Raw genomic sequence first — 17821 nt, forward strand, 5'->3', positions numbered from 1 at the left:
AGCGCGGCGGCGAGCACGGCGCGGCGGCGGATCGGCCGGCAGCAGGGGCAGGGCATCATCGCCACGAGACAGTGGCCGCGCTGCGGGCCGCGCGCAATCGGCTGCCTCTCCTGCCGGCGCGCTGCCCGCCGCATGGGCAGGGGCGACGGTGCCGGGCCGCGGCATCGCGCATGGATCGCTGGCGTGCGGCTTGCTAAGCACGGCATCGGCGACGGGGGTTGCGCGGCGGTGGCGCGCGCCCACCCTCCGTGGCGGGAATGCATCGCTCTGGCAGGAGACCGGCTTGATGAAGACACGCTACGTGATCGACCGCGCGGCCCTCTCGCGCCGTGGCGCGCTCGGCCTCGCCGCCGGGGCCGCGCTCGTCGCCCTGCCCGGCGCGCGCGGGGTACGCGCGCAGAACCTCGACAAGGTCTCCTTCCAGACGAACTGGCGCGCCCAGGCCGAGCATGGCGGCTACTACCAGGCGGTCGCGGCAGGGATCTACCGACGCTACGGAATCGACTGCGAGCTCCGCATGGGCGGGCCGCAGCAGAACCCCGCGCAGCTCCTTCTCGCCGGCCGCGTGGACATGATCATGTCGAACGGCTTCCAGGCTCTGAACTACGTGCGCGAGAACATCCCGTTCCTGACCATCGGCGCGGTGATGCAGAAGGACCCGCAGGTGCTCATCTCGCACGAGGAGGCGGGGTTCGACGGCTTCGACAAGAAGAAGGGCAGGCCAATCCTCATCGGCGCCGAGGCGCGGGTGACGTTCTGGCCGTTCCTGCGCGCGAAGTTCGGCTTCACCGATGATCAGATCCGCCCCTACACCTTCAATCTCGGGCCGTTCCTCGCGAACAAGCAGGCGATCCAGCAGGGGTTCCTCTCCTCCGAGCCCTACGCCGCGCGCCAGGCCGGGGCGAATGTGCGCGTGCTTCTGATCGCCGATGCGGGCTACGAGAACTACCAGACGACGATCGATATCTCGCGCCGGATGGTCACCGAGAAGCGGGACCTCGTTCAGCGCTTCGTCGATGCCACGATGGAGGGATGGACGCAGTACATGCGGCGCCAGGACATCGCCGCGGCGAACGCGCTGATCATCCGCGACAACCCGGAGATGGACCAGGCGAAGATCGACTACGCGATCGAGGCGATGAACCGCTCTGGCATCGTCCTGTCGGGTGACGCCGAGCGCCTCGGCATCGGTGCGATGACGCATGAGCGGTGGAAGAGCTTCTACGACACGATGGTGGCCGCCGGCGTCTACCCCGCGGGTCTCGCAATCCAGAACGCCTACAGCCTCGACTTCGTGAACAAGCGGGTCGGTCTCTGATGCAGGAGGGCGGCGCCCAGGGAGGGCGCCCGCTCGTCGTCCTGCGCGGGGTCGAGAAGCGCTATGCGGCGGGAACGCTCGCCGTGCGCGGCGTCGATCTCGGCATCGGGCGCGGCGATTTCCTCTCGCTCCTCGGGCCCTCCGGCTGCGGCAAGTCGACGCTTCTGCGCATGATCGCCGGGCTCACCGCCCCCTCGGCCGGGGCGATCGACTGGCCGTCGGCGCCGCATGACGCGAAGGGCGTGGCCGAGCCCCGCCTCGGCTTCGTGTTCCAGGAGCCGACGCTGATGCCGTGGGCGACCGCGCTCGCCAACGCCGCGCTGCCTCTGAAGCTCGAGGGCGTGGCGCGGAGCGAGCGTGAGGCCCGCGCGGCCGAGGCGCTCGCCCGCGTGGGCCTCGGCGGCTTCGAGCGCGCCTATCCTCGCGCGCTCTCTGGCGGGATGCGCATGCGCGTCTCGATCGCGCGCGCGCTCGTCACCCGCCCCGACATCCTGCTGATGGACGAGCCCTTCGCGGCGCTCGACGAGATCACCCGGTTCCGCCTGAACAACGACCTTCTCGAGATCTGGCAGGAGACGGGCTTCACCGTCGTGTTCGTCACGCATTCGGTGTTCGAGAGCGTCTATCTCTCCCGCCGTATCGCGGTGATGGCCGCAAGGCCCGGGCGGATCGAGACCGAGATCGCCGTTCCCGCCGCCTATCCGCGCGGCGAGGCGTTCCGCACCTCTGCCGAGTATGCCGCCCTCTGCCGAACCGTGAGCCTCGCGCTCGGCAAGGCGATCGAGGGACGGCACGCGGCATGACGCTTGCCCCAGGCGAGGCGCCGACACCCCTTCCCGTCCGGCGCGTCCTCGGCGTCGCTGCGGAAGCCTGGCCGCGCATCCTGATGCCGGTGCTGATCGGGGCGCTCTCGCTCGGCGCCTGGGAATGGGCGGTGCGGGCGAACGAGATCCCGCCCTATGTGCTGCCTTCGCCGAGTGTGATCTGGGCGACGCTGCTGCGCGACTGGCCGTCCCTCTCCGTTTCTCTCTGGGTGACGCTGCAGATCACCTTCGCAGCACTTGCCGTTGCGGCCGCGGCGGGGCTCGCGCTCGCGATCCTGTTCGCGCAGTCGAAATGGGTCGAGCTGTCGCTGTTTCCCTACGCCGTCGTCCTGCAGGTGACGCCGATCGTCGCCATCGCGCCGCTGATCATCATCTGGGTGGAGGACATCCGGCTCGCGCTGCTGATCTGCGCCTGGATCGTCGCCTTCTTCCCGATCCTCTCCAACACCACGCTCGGGCTGAACAGCGTCGACCACAACCTCGTCGACCTGTTCCGCCTCTATCGCGCAAGCCGGCTCCAGACGCTTCTGCATCTGAGGCTTCCTGCGGCGATGCCTTATTTCCTGGCGGGGCTCCGCATCTCCGGCGGGCTCGCGCTGATCGGCGCGATCGTCGCCGAGTTCGTCGCAGGCACGGGCGGCCGTGCCTCCGGCCTCGCCTACCGCATCCTCGAGGCAGGCTACCAGCTGCAGATCCCGCGCATGTTCGCAGCCCTCTTCCTGATCTGCATCGCGGGTATCGCGATCTTCCTCGCCCTCTCGCTGATCCAGCACCTCGCGCTCCGCCGCTGGCACGAGAGCGCGATGCGGCGCGAGGGCTGAGGCGATGTGGACCATGATCCCGGACGCGTCCGACTACTGGCTCCGCAACGCATCGCTGGCTGACGGCACGCGGGCCGACCTCTGCATCCGAGACGGGCTGATCGCTTCGCTGGCACCGGCCGGAACTGCGGAGGAAGGCCCCGATCTCCGCGGCGCGATGGCGCTTCCCTGCTTCGTCGACGTGCACACCCATCTCGACAAGGGCCATATCTGGCCGCGCAGCCCGAACCCCGACGGCACTTTCGCGGGCGCCCTCGCCGCGGTGATGGGAGACCGCGAGAAGAGCTGGTCAGCCGACGACATGGAGGCCCGGTTCGCGTTCGGCCTCCGCTGCGCCTACGCGCACGGCACCGGCGCGATCCGCACGCATCTCGACACGTACCTGCCGCATGCGCGGGAGAGCTGGGCGGTGTTCTCGCGGCTGCGCGACGCCTGGTCGGGGCGCATCGCGCTGCAGGCCGTGTCGATCTGCCCGATCGAGCGCTTCGCCGGAGACGAGGGCGAGGCGATCGCCGATCTCGTTGCCGAGCATGGCGGCATCCTTGGCTTCGTCACCCGCGCCGAAGGCGGCATCACGCAGGAGTTCGAGCAGCTGCTCGATCGCTGCTTCGCGCTCGCCGAGGCCAGAGGCCTCGATCTCGACCTGCATGTCGATGAGAACGACGCGGCGGAGGCGGCGACCCTGCCCGTGGTCGCGCGCACCGCGATCAGGCGAAGGTTCAAGGGGCACCTCCAGGTCGGCCATGTCTGCTCGCTCGCCCTTCAGAATGACGCGGCGATCGCGGAGACGATCCGCCTCGTCGCAGAGGCCGGCATCAGCGTGGTGTCGCTGCCGATGTGCAACATGTACCTGCAGTCGCGCGGGGCCCGCCGGACGCCGCGCTGGCGTGGCGTGACGCTTCTGCACGAGCTCGCCGCCGCAGGCGTGCCCGTCTCCGTGGCCTCCGACAATTGCCGCGACCCGTTCTACGCCTATGGCGACCACGACATGCTCGAGGTGTTCCGCGAGGCGGTGCGCATCGCCCATCTCGACCACCCGATCGGGCGCTGGCCCGATGCGGTGGCGGCGACGCCCGCGCGCGTGATGGGCCGCGAGGCGGCGATCCGCGAAGGTGGGCCGGCCGATCTCGTCATCCTCCGCGCGCGCGCCTGGCACGAGGCGCTCTCCCGCCAGCAGGGGGACCGGATCGTGCTGCGGGCGGGCCGTACCATCGACACCGCCCTGCCCGACTACGCCGAGCTCGACCGCCTTTTCGCCTGATCTACCAGCGCGCGAAGGCGGCCTCGACGCGGTCGCGGAACGCGGTGAGCTTCGCCCGGCCGACCTGGTCCATCCTGTGCTGCGCGTGCCACTCCAGCCGGCAGCCCCTGGCGCAGAGCCGGCGCAGGGCGCGGCCGATCAGCTTCCGGTCAGGATGGCCGATGATCCAGAGCAGCCAGCGCGGCGAGCCATAGGTCGTCACGACCGCGATGCGGCGGATGTTGGTCAGCATCGGCTCGATCGCACCTGGGCCGAGGCGGAACGCGACGCCCGGAACCCACACACGGTCGAACCAGCCCTTCAGCATCGCCGGCATGCCGTACCACCAGGTGGGGTGGACGAGGACGAGCGCGTCCGCCGCCTTCAGCCGCGCGACATGGTCCTCGATGCCGCGGAGGTTCTCGCTCTCGTCGTGGTAGCGGCCGCGCTCCTCCGCGCTCAGGGCTGGCTCGAACCGTTCGGCGTAGAGATCGAGAAGGTCTGCCTCGTGCCCTGCCCGGCCGAGCCCCGCGAGCACCGCGTCGCGCAGCCCGGCGCAGAAACTGTCCTCGCGCGGGTGGCAATGGACGACGAGGACGCGCACCTCAGCCGCGCGTCTCGAAGAGATGCACCTGCTCGCGCGGCGTCCAGCCAGGATTGTCCCAGGCGAGCATCTTTCCGGGGTTCAGCAGGCCGTGCGGGTCGGCCTCGCGCTTGAAGGCGAGCTGGAGCGTATCGACCTTCTTCATCCCCCCTTCCTCGAGCGTGAAGGCATGGGGGTTGAAGATCGGGCAGCCGGCCGCCTCGTGCGTCTCGATGATCTCGGCGAGGCGGGCCTCGGTGCTGAAGCGGACGAGCTGCAGCCCGAAGCAGCACACCTCCCCGCCAAGCTTCACGAACTCGAGATGCATCGGCACCTCGTCCCCGAACACCGCGTCCATCGCGGCGACCTTGGCGAGATGATCCGGTGCCGGAAAGAGCGTCTGGAGGTAGGTGACGGACCGGTCGGTCTTCAGAACCTGCAGCGTGGTGTGGTTCCAGCTGTGCTCGTAGAGGGGAACGGGCGCATCCTCGGTCGGCACGCGGTGAAGCTCGACGCCCCCTTCGGCTTCGAGAAGGCCGGGCAGGAACTCGAGGAATGGCTCGGCGACCATCAGCAGGACGATCGCCTTCCCCTCCGGCAGGAGGCCGTCGAGCGCCTTGAAGTGCCTCTGGGCGATCGGCGCGGCGATGACGGATACGAGCTTCTTGGCGATCCCGTCCTGCCGCGTGAAGCCATCGGCGAAGCGCGCGGCAGACGCGAGGTCGTCGAAGCCCGCGATCACGTCAACCCAGTCCCATGCCGGGCTCAGCGGCATCTCCACCTCGGTGATGATGCCGTTCGTTCCGTAGGCGTGGTTCGCCTTCTGGATGTCCGGCCCGCGCAGCTCGAGCACGCGCGGGCTCGCCTCCATCGTCATCAGCCTGAGCCCAAGGATGTTGCCGGGCTCGCGCAGGATGCCCCAGGTGCAGGAGCCGATGCCGGAGGAGCCGCCGGCGATGAAGCCGCCGATCGTCGCTGTGCGCCGCGTCGAGGGGTGGAAGCGCAGCTCTGCGCCGACCTCCGCCCGGGTCGCCGCATCGATGTCGATCAGCTTCGCGCCGCATTGCGCGCGCACCGCGCCGGGCTTGGTCCAGAGCACGGCATCGAGGCCGGAGAGATCAAGCACGATGCCCCCCCGAAGCGGCATGGCCTGGCCGTAATTGCCCGTGCCCGCGCCGCGCGGCGTGACGGGAACGCGCTCGGCGACGGCGGCGGCAAGCACACGGGCAAGCTCCTTCTCGTTGCGCGGGCTGACGACGGCCTCGGCAGAGAGCTTGTCGAGCTGCCGCTTCAGCACCGGCGAGTACCAGAAGAAGTCACGCGATTTCTGCCGCACGAGTGCCCGGTCGGTCTCGACAGGGATGTCACCGAGACCGGCGATCAGCGTGGCCACGTCACTCATTCCGCCGCCTCCTGCCCCGCGCGCGGGGTGAAGCTCGTCATCTTGCCCGGGTTCAGGAGCCCGTGCGGGTCCACCGCATGCTTGAAGGCGAGCCTGTCGGCGCCGACGAGCTTCCAGCGCGCGCCTTCCTCGAGCGTATAGACATGCGGGTTGGCGACCGCGACGCCCTCCGCCTCGCAGGCGGCGATGATCTCCCACAGGCGCTCGCGCGTCGTCCAACGCACGACGGGAAGCGCGCTCATCGTCACCTGGCCGCCGAAGCGGGCGACCTCGGTGTGCATCCAGAGCTCATCGACGAAACGATCGCGGATGGCAGCGACCGTCTCGAGCGTGCGGCCTGCGGGGAAGAGGCATTGCAGGTAGGTCACGCCCTTGTCCCGCTTCAGCACCTGCAGCGTGGTGTGGTTCCAGGTGAACTCGTAGAAGGGCGTGAGCTCGGCCGCAGCTTCGGCGGCGGCGAAATCCTGCTCGGCCTCGATCTCCCCGCCATGCGCTGCGACGAGATCGGCCACCGCCCCCATCGCGCAGGGCGCGACCATGGCGAGAACCACGGGCCGCCCCTCGGGGAGGAGCTCGGCGAGGCCCTTGAAGAACGAAGGCAGCGGCCAGTCGATCACCGCGCACATCTTCTTGGCGATGCCGTCCGCCATGCCGAGCGCGAGGCCGAAGGCGGCGGCGGAGGCGAAGTCGGCGAAGCTCACGGCGATGTCGCGCCAGGCCATCGCGGGCGCGAGCGGCAGGCGAACACGGGTGATGACGCCCGTCGTGCCGAAGCAGTGGTTGACCGCGGCGGCCTTGCCCCAGGCAAGCTCCTGCAGCCTTGGCCGATCCTCCATCGTCGCGATTGTCACGCCGGCGAGGTTGCCCGGCTCGCGAAGCGTGCCATGCGCGATGCCGCCCACGCCCGCGCCGCCGCCGCCGACGAAGCCGCCCACCGTCGCGGTGCGCTTGGTCGAGGGCCAGAGGCGAAGCTCCCAGCCCTGCTGCCGCGCCCAGGCATCGACCTGCATCAGCGTCGCCCCGGCCTCGACCTCGGTGATGCCGCCCTCGAAGGAGAGGATCTTCTCCATCGCCGTCATGTCGAGGATTACGCCGCCCTCGAGCGGCACGGCCTGCCCGTAATTGCCGGTTCCGCCGCCGCGCGGCACGACGGGGATGCGGTGGCGCACGCAGGCGGCGAGAACCTCGAGAACCTGAGCCTCGTCGCGCGGACGGATCACCACCTCGCCGCGCTTGCCGTCGAGCTGCGGCTTGAGGACGGGGCTGTACCAGTAGAAGTCGCGGCTCTTCAGCCGGACGAGAACCGGGTCGGTCTCCGCCTCGATGCCGGGAAGCTCGGCGAGAAGCGCCTCGATGCGCGGCGACAGCGTCTCATGCATCCGGCGTCTCCTTGAGCCAGGCGTCGAGGTCGAGCGCGGTGATCTCGGCAAGCAGGCCAGCGAGGCCGGCCGCGGCGCGGTCGAGCACCGCCTCGCCAAGCCCGGCCGTCGCCGCCGCCGCATTGCCCACTGCGCCCGCGCCGTTCAGGTCCTGCGCCTGCCAGCCGAAGGCGACGGCCCCGCCGGCGCGAAGCCCTGCATTGCCATCCCAGGCCGCCGTGGTGTTGGCGAAGTCCCTCGCCTTCTCCATCCGCACGCGATCGGGCGCGAGCGCGAGCATCACGGCCGTCTCCACCTGTCCGGCATGGATGCCGAAGCGGAGCTCGTCCGCCGGAACGAGGCCGGTGGGGGGCGAGAGGCGGTTCCACATGCAAGTCGCGGCGAACATGCGGTGGCGGATGCGAAGCCGCCGGCAGACGATCTCTGCCGCCTGCGGCTGCCCGCCATGCGAGTTGAAGATGAGCAGCTTGCGCACACCGGAGGCGGCGACGGCGGCGCCTATCTCCGTCCAGGCAGCGATGGCGGTCTCGGGCGAGAGGTGCAGGCTGCCCGGGAACCTGTCGTGCTCGACCGACACGCCGATCGGCTGCGTTGGCAGCACGAGAACGGGGAGATCGTCGGCAAGCAGAGGCAGGGCGCGGGCGACGATGCCCTCGTTGATCGTCGTGTCGACCGAAACCGTCAGATGCGGCCCATGCTGCTCCGTCGCGCCGATCGGGAGCACCGCAACAGTGCGCGCAGGGTCGAGCGCGCGGAACTCGGCGGAGGTAAGCTCGTGCCAGTACCGCCCTGCCATCTCACCCCCCCGTCGCGTAGCCGGCATCGACGCCGCGCGTGGCCCAGAAGGTCATGCGCCTCTCGAGGATGGCGAAGACGAAGTACATCGCCACCCCCATGGCCGCGACGACGAGAAGGGCCGCGAACACGAGCGGGATCTGGAAGCGCGAGGAGGCCTGGATCATCAGGTAGCCCACGCCCTCGTTGGAACCCACCGTCTCGCTGATGATCGAGCCGACGAAGGCGAGCGTGATGGCGATCTTGAGGGAAGCGAAGAAGTAGGGCGCCGCGCGCGGCAGCCCGACCTTGCGGAGGATGTCGAGCCGGCTCGCGCCGAGGCTGCGGAGGACGTCGCGCAACTCGGGCTCGAGCGTGGCGATCCCTGTCGCGACATTCACGGTGATGGGGAAGAAGCTGATCAGGCAGGCGGTGATGATCGCCGGCACGGCGCCGATGCCGAACCAGATGATCAGCACTGGAACGATCGCGACCTTCGGGATCGAGTTGAACCCGATGAGCACGGGAAACAGCGAGCGATAGGCGACCGCGGAGGACCCCACCGCGACGCCGAGCGCGACGCCGCCAGCGACCGAGAGAGCGAAGCCGACCACCGTGGTGCCGAGCGTGTGCAGCGCGTGGTGCGTGATGGGGCCGGCGAACTCCGCGAGCGCGGCGAACACCGCCGTCGGCGCGGGCAGGACGAAGGGCGGCAGCCCGGCCACGATCACGAGAAGCTCCCACGCCGCGAACAGCCCCGCGACGACAAGCCAGGGCATCAGCGTCGCCTGAAGGCGGGGGCTCATGCGGCGGCCCTCGCCTCTGCGATGCGCGCGCGGAGATCATGCACGATGCCGACGAACTCCGGTGCGAAGGAGGCCTCGAGGTCGCGCGGGCGCGGCAGGTCGATCCGCCGCGTCTCGATCACCCGGCCAGGCCGCGCGCTCATCACGTGCACCGTGTCGGCGAGGTACACCGCCTCGCGCAGGTCGTGCGTGACGAGGATGCAGGTGAAGCGCCGCTCCATCCACAACGCCTGCAGGACCGCCCAGAGCTCCTCGCGCGTGAAGGCATCGAGCGCGGCGAAGGGCTCGTCGAGCATGAGCAGCGCCGGTTCGTGGATCAGCGCCCGGCAGAGGCTCGCGCGCTGCTGCATCCCGCCCGAAAGCTGCCAGGGATACCTCGCCTCGAAGCCCGAGAGACCGACGGTGGCGAGCAGCGCTTTGGCGCGCGCGACGTGCTTCTCTCGGTCGCGCCGGAAGCTGCTCTTGTAGGGTTCGACGATCTCGAGCGGCAGGAGCACGTTGTCGAGCGTCGTCCGCCAGGGCAGCAGCGTCGGGTTCTGGAACGCCATGCCGACGATCTTGAGCGGCCCCGTCACCTCGTGTCCCGCAACGATCACCGCACCCTCCGAGGCCGGCGCGAGCCCCGTCGCGAGCTTCATCAGCGTCGACTTGCCGCAACCCGAGGGGCCGACGACCGCGGCGAACTCGCCGCGGGCGATGGCGAGGTCGAGCCCCGCGACCGCGAGCGTGCCGCCGCCCTCGCCGCCGTAGCGGAGGCTCACCCCCTCCAGGGCGACGAAGCGCGCGGCGCTGTCGGTCACGTCACCGAGCGTCCTAGCGCGGTACAGCGAGTGAGGCAGGCTCGGGCAGGTATTTCGGGTCGTACACCTCGGAGGCAGCGAGCGTGCGCGAGATGCCGAAGGCCTCGCGCGCGATGTCGATGCTGCGCTGCAGCCGTTCCATATCCACCTTGCCGAAGCCGTTCTCGAGAACGTGCCGGGTGAAGGTGAGCTCCCGGAAGCCGAGCTGCATGCGCTCGAGCTCAACCGCCTCGTTGATCAGAGGGTCGCGCCGCTTCAGCGCCGCGATCGCCGCCTGCGGGTCGCGGCGCGCCTCGACCTGGCCACGGATGATGCCGGTGATCAGACCCGTCACCGCGCGGGGGTTCGCCTCCGCCCAGCGGCGGGTGACGATCAGGCTCGTCGAGTAGAGGTCGACGCCGACATCGCCGTACTTGAAGGTGATGAGGTCCTGCTCCGCCACGCCGGCTGCGCGGATCGACATGCCGCCGGAGGTGATGAACCCGGTGATCGCGTTCGCCTGGCCCTGCAGAAGCATCGTCTCGCGAAGCTGCGGCGAGACGGTGAGCCAGCGCACCGAGGCCGGGTCGATGCCGACGGCGCGGGCGAAGGCGGGGAAGAGCTGCCGGCCCGAATCGGTCTCCGGCGCGGCAATGGTCTTGCCAGCGAGGTCCTGCGGGCGGGCGATGTTCTGGCGGCGGACGGTCATTACCGCGAGCGCGGTCGCGTCGTAGATGATGAAGGGGGTGAAGAGCGGGCTGTCGGGGTTGTCGAGCTTGAGGCGGATCGTTGGGTTGATGTCGGCGATGCCGACATCGTAGGCCCCGGCAGCGACCTTCACCGGCACGTCGCCCGAGCCGAAGCCGCGGTCCATCGTCACGTTCAGGCCCTGGTCGCGGAAGAAGCCCCGCTCGAGGGCGAACAGGAACGGCGCCTGCGGGCCCTGGAAGGCCCAGTCGAGGCTGAACTTCACGTCCGTCGCGGCCGCGGGAGTGGCGGAGAGCGCTGCGCCGAGGGCGAGCCCCGCGGCGATGCGGCGAATGAAGGCCATGATGTCCACCCCTCCCAGGATCGTCGTTCGAGCGCCGTCGCGCAGGACGCTGCCAGGCCCGCTCGCCTTGGCGGGCGCCGATTAGCAGCAGCCCCCCCGTCAAGCAACGGCCATGCCGGGCCAGGCCCCGCGCGGTGCCGCCGGGTGCCGCTCCGCCCCTGCCGCGCCTTCCGGCACATGCCCAAGGCTTAGGCAGGCACCGCGCCGGTATCCTCGACGATCCGTCCATCCACGAGCCGGACCTGCCGCCCCGCGCGGACCGCGAGGTGCGGGTCGTGCGTGACGACGACGATGCTCCGCCCATGCTCGGAAACGAGACTCTCGAACAGGTCGAACATTCCTGCGGCATTGACGCTGTCGAGATTGCCCGTCGGCTCGTCCGCGAGCACGAGGGCCGGGTCGTTGGCGAGAGCGCGGGCGACGGCCACGCGCTGGCGCATGCCGCCCGAAAGCTGCTCGGGGTACTTCCGCATCGCATCGGCGAGGCCGAAGCGTTCGAGAAGCCACTCCGCCCGGGCCCTCAGTGCCGCCTCCGCCTCAAGCCCCGCGCGCCGCATCGGCAGCAGCAGGTTCTCGAGAGCAGTGAACTCGGGAAGCAGGAAGTGAAACTGGAACACGAAGCCGAGGCGCTCGCGCCTGAGCCGGGCGAGCGCGCCAGCGGACAGTCCGGCCGTGTCCTGGCCCTCGATCAGCACGCGCCCCTCCGTCGGCCTGTCGAGCAGCCCGAGGAGGTAGAGGAGCGAGGACTTGCCCGAGCCCGACGGGCCGGTGACGGCGACGAACTCTCCCTCCCCGATGGCGAGGGTGATGTCGCGCACCAGCGTCACCGGAACCGCACCGGGCAGGGTACGGGTGACGCCGCGCGCTTCGAGGAGCGGCGTCACGCTGCCCCGCGCACGATCTCGACCGGGTTCAGCGCAGCGGCCCGCCGCGCGGGGATCAGCGCGGCGACGGCGGAGGCGAGGATCGCGAAGGCGCCCCCGGCAAGGTAGGGCCAGAGCTCTCGGGCCAGGATAAAGCCCTGATTTCCCCGGATCAGCCCGCCCGCCTGCTCGAAGCGCACCTGGCCCAGAGCGAAGATGATCCCCTCGCCAACGACCGCGCCGAGCAGCGCCCCGGCCACGCCGACGGCGACCCCCTCGATGGTGAACACACGCATGATGTCGCCCTCGGTGAAGCCGAGGCTCTTCAGGATGGCGATGTCGCGCACCTTCTCGTGCACCACGGTGGAGATGATCGAGTAGATGCCGAAGGCGGCGACGAGAAGGATCGCACCCACCACGCTGAACATGATCGCGTTCTGGATGACGAACAGCGACAGCACGTTGCGGTTCGCCTCCTCCCAGCTCTCGGTCCGCCACCCGAAGGCGGCCTCGATGCGGCGTGCGAGCGGCTCCGCCTGGCGCACGTCGTCGAGCCGGATGCGGATCGCGTTGATGACGTTCGGCCTGTCCTGAAGCACCTGCGAGACCTTCAGCAGCACGTAGGCCTCGCCATTGTCGATGCTCGCGATGCCTGTCGCGACGACGCCGACGATCTTGAACGAGAGCGACGCGCCGGACGGTGCCGTCCCGGTGATCGTGTCGCCGCGCGCGGCACCGAGGCGTTCGGCGAGCCCGATGCCGACGATGATGCCGTTCGCCGTGGCGCGCAGATCGTCGAGCGAGCCGGCGATGATGTCCTTCTCGATGTTGCCGACGCGCCGCTCGCGCGCTGGCTCGATGCCGGCGATCGTCGCGGTGACGTCGCGCGCGCCGTAGCGCAGCAGCGCCGAGCCGCGCAGGCCGGGTGCTGCGGCCACGCCGGGCTGCTGCTCGAGCCAGGCGAGCATGCCGCGCGCGTCGCGGATGCCGCGAAGCTCCTCGCGCGGCTTCACCCCGCGCACCGACACCGCGCCGCCCGCCATCGCGAGCACGGCAGGCTGCTCGCGCGGGGTGCGGTACTCGTCCTTGATCGTCACGTGCGGGGCGACGTCGATCACCTGTGCGACGAAATAGGTCTGGAAGCCGCGCATCAGCGCAGAGATGCCGATGAAGAAGCCGACGCCGAGCGCAACGCCGAGCACGGAGACGAGCGTCTGACGCCGCCGCCTCGAGAGATGGCGGAGCGCGATCGAGAGGGGAAGCGGCAGCATCGCTCAGCGCGCCGCCGCGCCGCCGGGAAGGCGCACGATGCCGCCATCGACGAGCCCGTCGGGCGGGTTAAGCACCACGCGCTGCCCGACGCGGAGCCCCTGTCGGATCTCGACGCGCTGGGTCCCACGGACGCCGATGGTGACTTCCTGGCGCCTGACCCTGTCGCCCTCGAGAATCCACACCGCGCCGTCCTTCAGGGCGGCGTCGGGCACGAGCACGGCATCCTCGGTCTCGCGCACGACGATGTTGGCCTCCACCGTCATGCCGATGCGGAGCGCGGTGTCGTCGGGCAGCACGATGCGCACGCGATAGACCTTCAGCTTCGGGTCTCCCGCCGGCGTGATCTCGGCGACCGTTCCGCGCAGCACCTCGCCCTCGAACGCGTCGGCGCGCATCAGCACCGCCTGGCCGGCGGCGACGCGGGGGATGTCCTCCTCGTCCACATCGGCGGTCACGCGAAGCGGCCGCGGCTCGCCGACGGTGAAGACGGTGTTGGTCGTATCCACCACCTCGCCGATCTCTCCGTCGCGGCGCAGCACCACGCCGCCGAGGGGAGCGCGCATCACCGTGTCGTCGAGCCGTCGGCGGTAGGTGTCGACTATCGCCTCTGCCGCCTTGGCCTCGCTCTCTGCCCGGTCGAGCGCGGCGCGGGCGATGATGTCGCGGCTTGCGAGCTGGCGCAGTCGCTGCACGTCCTCGCGAAGGAACTGCGCCCGGGCCTCCGTCTCGCGCACCTGGGCGGCGACCACGGTGGAATCCAGGCGGGCAAGCACGGCACCGGGTTCGACGCGCGCGCCTTCCTCCGCCTCGATGGCGACGATGCGGCCCTTCACGGCGGGGCCGATGCGCGCCCACACCACAGGTTCCACCGTTCCGGTGGCATAGACCGCCTGGACGGCGGGACCGGTGATGGCGACCGCCGTCGCGACGACCGCCGGCGGCCGGTTGACAAACCACCAGCCGCCCGCCGCCGCAGCAGCAAGCCCGGCGAGCAGCGCCGATTTCAGGAACACACCACGCATCAGAACTAACTCTAGCACGGACGGGCTGACGGGCCTTGCCCTCGATCAAGCCATGGCGGCCGGCCGCCCTGCGCGCTGATGTTTCACAACCGCCCCTGATGCGCTTATGCTGCCCGCCAAGCCGGGACCAAAGCCGGTGCAACGGACAGAGGGAGAAGTCCATGAACAGGCGTTCATTGCTCGCCGGACTCGGCGGTATCGCACTTGCCGCGCCCGCGGTTCACACCGCCAAGGCGCAGGCCATCACGCTCAACGGCGCGAGCCAGTTCAACGACGACCATGCCTTCACCAAGGCGATGGTTCGCTTCGAGGAGCGCGTGAAGGCGCTCTACGGCAAGCCGATCAACTTCGTGCTCCACAAGAACTCCTCGCTCGGGCTCGAGAAGCAGTATTTCGAGTACATGGCCCAGGGCCGCGCGGTCGACTACGCGATCGTCTCGCCCGCGCACATGTCGACGTTCTCGCGCGCCGCGCCCTTCATCGACGCGCCCTTCATCTTCTCCGACCTCGCGCACTGGAACCGCGTCCTCGACCAGGACATGTTCAAGCCGGTCGCGGAGGAGGTCGCGCAGCGCGCGCAGGTGATGCTGATCGGCTATGCCGGCGGTGGCGTTCGCAACATCTTCGCGAACAAGGTCGTTCGCAACTTGGGCGAGCTTCGGGGCCTCAAGGTTCGCGTCCAGGGCGCGCCGATCTGGTCGCGCACCTTCCAGGCCGCCGGCATGGCGCCGACCGTCATCGCCTACAACGAGGTCTACAACGCCATCCAGAACAACGTGATCGAAGCCGGCGAGAACGAGGCGGCCGGCGTTGAGCAGATGCGGTTCTTCGAGGTCGCGCCGAACCTCGCGATGACCCAGCACGCGATCACGATCCGCCCGCTCTGCTTCTCCTCGCGAACCTTCGCGCGCCTGCCCGATGACCTCAAGCAGGCCATCATGCAGGCGGGCAAGGAGGCAGGCGCCTATGGCCGCGAGGTGGAAAGCGGCGAGGACGAGCAGAAGCTCATCGCGCTCGAGAGCGCGGGCCGACTGAAGCGCATCCCCTTCGAGGGACGTGCGGAGATGAAGAAGCTCGTCGATCCGGTGATAGCTGCCTACGCCAAGGAAATCGGCGCGGAGGCGATCCTGACCCGCATCAACGGCGTGATCTCCTGAGGGGCTGACCGGCCTCGCGGCGGGGCGGCGGAAACGCCGCCCCGCTTCTTTCCGGCCCGCATTTTTCCGGAACGACACCCATGCCGAACGATCTCCCGCCGGCTCCCGGGCTCCGCTGGCTCGAGCGCGTCAACGGGCTCATCGCCCGCATCCTCTGCGTCCTTGTCTCGATCGCCATCGGCGTGCTCGTCATCCCGGTAAGCCTGCAGGTCTTCTCGCGCTTCACCGCCCTGATCCCCCACTACATCTGGACCGAGGAGATGGCGCGCTTCCTCCTCGTCTGGGCGATCATGCTCGGTGCGATGCTCTGCGTGCGCGAAGGAAACCACTTCGTCGTCGATGTCTGGCCCGACATGCGCCCCCGCGCGCGCGCCGCGCTCGATCTCTTCGCCAATCTCTGCGTCGGCATCTTTGCCGCGGTGCTACTCTGGTGGGGCTGGGAGTTCACCGACTTCGCCTGGTACCGGATCAGCGAGCTTGCCGAGCTGCCGCTGTGGACGATCCACATCGCCTGGCCTGTCTGCGGCGCGGTTTGGCTGCTTTTCCTCGCGGAGGGCGTGGCCGCAAACCTACGCACGCTCGCGACGGGCCGCGGCTGATGCTCGGCAACGTCCTTTCGACCGGCGAGGCTTCGGCGATCCTGTTCGGCGTGTTCTTCACGCTGATGTTCCTGCGCGTTCCCGTCGCCGTCGCGCTTGGCCTCGCCTGCCTGCCGATCTCGCTGATCGAGCCGCATCTCGGGCCGATGATGCTTCTCGGGGAGACCTTCAACGCCTTCAACTCCTTCATCCTTCTCGCCGTGCCGCTGTTCCTGCTGACGGCGAACCTGATGAACATCGGCGGCATCACCGACAGGCTGATGACGCTCGCCCGCTCGCTCGTCGGGCATTTCCCCGGCGCGCTCGCGCAGGTCAACGTCGTGCTGTCGATCTTCTTCGCCGGCATCTCGGGCTCATCGACAGCCGATGCCGCGAGCCAGGGAAAGATCTTCATCCACGCCCAGGTCAAGGAGGGCTACGACCTCTCCTTCTCCGTCGCGATCACCGCCGTCTCCTCCGTGCTCGCGGTGATCATCCCGCCCTCGATCCTGATGATCGTCTGGGGCGGCATCCTCAGCGTCTCGATCGGCGGGCTGTTCATCGCAGGCATCCTGCCCGGGCTGCTGATCGGGCTCGTGCAGATGGCGACGGTGCATTTCTACGCGAAGAACCGCGGCTACCCGACCTATGAGCGCACGCCCTGGCGGGAGACACTGTGCGCCCTGGCCAAGGCGGCGCCTGCGCTCGCGACCCCCGGCATCATCATCGGGGGCAAGATCTTCGGCTGGTTCACGCCGACCGAGAGCGCGGCCGTCGCCGTGCTCTACGCGACCTTCCTCTCGGTGTTCGTCTATCGCGAGCTCGACCTCAAGGGTGCGGGAACGGCGCTTCTCGAGACCGGTCGCCTCGCGTCCTCCGCGCTCTTCTGCGTCGGTACCGCCTCGGCCTTCGGCTGGCTTCTCGCCTATTTCAAGATCCCCGAGGTAATCCTCTCCGGCGTCGTCGGCTGGGAGATGTCGCGGACCGAGACCGGGTTCTTCATCGCGCTCGTCTTCCTCGTCGTCGGCTGCTTCCTCGACGCCATCCCCTCGATCATCATCGTCGGCACGCTCCTGCAGCCGATCTCGGTCGCGGCCGGCATGCACCCGATCCATTTCGCGATGGTCGGTATAGTCTCGCTCGCCTTTGGCCTCGTCACCCCGCCCTATGGACTCTGCCTGATGATCTCCGCCGCGATCGGGGGGATCTCGATCCGGGCGGTGTTGAAGGACGTGTGCCTGATGCTGCTTCCGATGCTCGGCGTGCTCGCCCTGCTGATCATGGTGCCCGACGTCGCGCTGTTCCTGCCGAGCACGCTGACGCCGGACTACGTGCGGTGACCCCGGGCGCAGGGGCGACACCGGGCCCGCGCCATCGCAGCGCCGTGGAACCGCCACGCTTGGCCGCGTATCGTCGCGGCGAGAGACCGAACCAGCACCAGGGACCACCATGGCAGCGCCGAGACTGCTCGCCAAGACCGACCTGACCGCCTACGCGCCGGTGCTCGAGGCCGGCAGGCCGGTGATCGAGCAGCACGCGAAGCTCGCGGCCCTGCTTGCCGCGCGCGGCATCGGCGCGGGGCTGTTCGCCGAGCCCGTGATCACCCGCGGTGCCGATGGCGCGCCGGCGTCGGTGAGCTGGTACGGCGAGGCGGATGCCGACCCGGTTCCCCTCTCCTCGCTCTCTCCCGCACGCCGCGCCGAGGCGGAGCGGATGCTGGCGGCAGCCACCGCAGCCCTGCAGCCTGCGCTCGACGACCCCGATGCCGGGGGCCTCCTGCGGCGGGCGCTTCTCCTGGCAGAGCCGGATTCGGTCCTCGCCGTCGACGGCGGGATCATGCTCGCAGGCTGGGGCCTCGTGCCCCGCGGCACGGAGCAGGCGCCCGCGCCGCTCGCCGCACGGCTCGCCGCCGGGCTCGGCCGCTACCACCCGGCCCTGGCCGCCGCGGGGGC

18 protein-coding genes are annotated in these 17821 nt (G+C 69.7%); 8 read left to right on the plus strand and 10 right to left on the minus strand.

All coding sequences use genetic code 11. From position 1 onward, the window contains the following. Window positions 1–286: 286 nt before the first annotated feature. The 4 genes from FIF60_RS19800 to FIF60_RS19815 all read left to right on the plus strand — a co-directional run bounded on the left by FIF60_RS19800 (window position 287) and on the right by FIF60_RS19815 (window position 4224). On the plus strand, window positions 287–1318 hold the full coding sequence (locus tag FIF60_RS19800; protein WP_144300022.1) for an ABC transporter substrate-binding protein: 1032 nt from the start codon (window positions 287–289) through the stop codon (window positions 1316–1318). After that, window positions 1318–2121, plus strand: a complete 804-nt coding sequence (locus FIF60_RS19805; protein WP_144300023.1) for an ABC transporter ATP-binding protein — start codon at window positions 1318–1320, stop codon at window positions 2119–2121. Before FIF60_RS19800 ends, FIF60_RS19805 begins: the two co-directional genes overlap by 1 nt. 83 nt (window positions 2122–2204) lie before the next feature. Further along, window positions 2205–2963, plus strand: coding sequence for an ABC transporter permease (locus tag FIF60_RS19810; protein ID WP_408869879.1), 759 nt, complete (start codon window positions 2205–2207; stop codon window positions 2961–2963). A 4-nt stretch (window positions 2964–2967) separates the two neighbouring features. Continuing rightward, on the plus strand, window positions 2968–4224 hold the full coding sequence (locus FIF60_RS19815; protein ID WP_204251263.1) for a cytosine deaminase: 1257 nt from the start codon (window positions 2968–2970) through the stop codon (window positions 4222–4224). A gap of 1 nt (window position 4225) precedes the next feature. Here the strand turns inward: FIF60_RS19815 and FIF60_RS19820 are convergent, their stop codons facing one another. The 10 genes from FIF60_RS19820 to FIF60_RS19865 all read right to left on the minus strand — a co-directional run bounded on the left by FIF60_RS19820 (window position 4226) and on the right by FIF60_RS19865 (window position 14134). Then, window positions 4226–4807 (minus strand): NAD(P)H-dependent oxidoreductase, encoded by a 582-nt coding sequence (locus tag FIF60_RS19820; protein WP_144300025.1) that lies wholly within the window; start codon window positions 4805–4807, stop codon window positions 4226–4228. A 1-nt stretch (window position 4808) separates the two neighbouring features. After that, window positions 4809–6188, minus strand: a complete 1380-nt coding sequence (locus tag FIF60_RS19825) for an FAD-binding oxidoreductase (RefSeq protein ID WP_144300026.1) — start codon at window positions 6186–6188, stop codon at window positions 4809–4811. Then, a complete protein-coding gene (locus FIF60_RS19830) occupies window positions 6185–7567 on the minus strand; it encodes an FAD-binding oxidoreductase (protein WP_144300027.1) in 1383 nt (460 codons plus the stop codon). Before FIF60_RS19830 ends, FIF60_RS19825 begins: the two co-directional genes overlap by 4 nt. After that, window positions 7560–8363 carry a creatininase family protein gene (locus tag FIF60_RS19835; RefSeq protein WP_144300028.1) on the minus strand — a complete coding sequence of 268 codons (804 nt, stop codon included), beginning with the start codon at window positions 8361–8363 and terminating at the stop codon, window positions 7560–7562. The genes FIF60_RS19830 and FIF60_RS19835 overlap by 8 nt, the downstream gene beginning before the upstream one ends. Window position 8364: 1 nt before the next feature. Then, window positions 8365–9147: an ABC transporter permease gene (locus tag FIF60_RS19840; RefSeq protein WP_144300029.1), complete on the minus strand. Its 783-nt coding sequence runs from the start codon at window positions 9145–9147 to the stop codon at window positions 8365–8367. Further along, on the minus strand, window positions 9144–9947 hold the full coding sequence (locus tag FIF60_RS19845) for an ABC transporter ATP-binding protein (protein WP_204251264.1): 804 nt from the start codon (window positions 9945–9947) through the stop codon (window positions 9144–9146). The genes FIF60_RS19840 and FIF60_RS19845 overlap by 4 nt, the downstream gene beginning before the upstream one ends. A 13-nt stretch (window positions 9948–9960) precedes the next feature. Continuing rightward, window positions 9961–10977 (minus strand): ABC transporter substrate-binding protein, encoded by a 1017-nt coding sequence (locus FIF60_RS19850; protein WP_144300030.1) that lies wholly within the window; start codon window positions 10975–10977, stop codon window positions 9961–9963. Window positions 10978–11165: 188 nt separating this feature from the next. Beyond that, on the minus strand, window positions 11166–11861 hold the full coding sequence (locus tag FIF60_RS19855; protein ID WP_144300031.1) for an ABC transporter ATP-binding protein: 696 nt from the start codon (window positions 11859–11861) through the stop codon (window positions 11166–11168). Beyond that, entirely contained in the window at window positions 11858–13111 is a 1254-nt protein-coding gene (locus FIF60_RS19860) for an ABC transporter permease (protein WP_144300032.1), read from the minus strand. Before FIF60_RS19860 ends, FIF60_RS19855 begins: the two co-directional genes overlap by 4 nt. A gap of 3 nt (window positions 13112–13114) precedes the next feature. Further along, window positions 13115–14134, minus strand: coding sequence for an efflux RND transporter periplasmic adaptor subunit (locus tag FIF60_RS19865; protein ID WP_144300033.1), 1020 nt, complete (start codon window positions 14132–14134; stop codon window positions 13115–13117). A gap of 161 nt (window positions 14135–14295) precedes the next feature. On the opposite strand from FIF60_RS19865, the gene FIF60_RS19870 reads away from it, so the two are divergent. The 4 genes from FIF60_RS19870 to FIF60_RS19885 all read left to right on the plus strand — a co-directional run. Then, window positions 14296–15291: a TRAP transporter substrate-binding protein gene (locus FIF60_RS19870; RefSeq protein ID WP_144300034.1), complete on the plus strand. Its 996-nt coding sequence runs from the start codon at window positions 14296–14298 to the stop codon at window positions 15289–15291. 80 nt (window positions 15292–15371) lie between these two features. Then, window positions 15372–15890, plus strand: coding sequence for a TRAP transporter small permease (locus tag FIF60_RS19875; RefSeq protein ID WP_144300035.1), 519 nt, complete (start codon window positions 15372–15374; stop codon window positions 15888–15890). Further along, complete coding sequence (locus FIF60_RS19880) at window positions 15890–17209, plus strand: TRAP transporter large permease (protein ID WP_144300036.1); 1320 nt, start codon at window positions 15890–15892, stop codon at window positions 17207–17209. The genes FIF60_RS19875 and FIF60_RS19880 overlap by 1 nt, the downstream gene beginning before the upstream one ends. A gap of 109 nt (window positions 17210–17318) precedes the next feature. Further along, window positions 17319–17821: hypothetical protein (locus tag FIF60_RS19885; protein ID WP_204251265.1), on the plus strand; the 503-nt coding region annotated here is incomplete at its 3' end.

Origin of the sequence: Elioraea rosea (assembly GCF_007644105.1) — a bacterium.
Taxonomy (GTDB): domain Bacteria; phylum Pseudomonadota; class Alphaproteobacteria; order Acetobacterales; family Acetobacteraceae; genus Elioraea_A; species Elioraea_A rosea.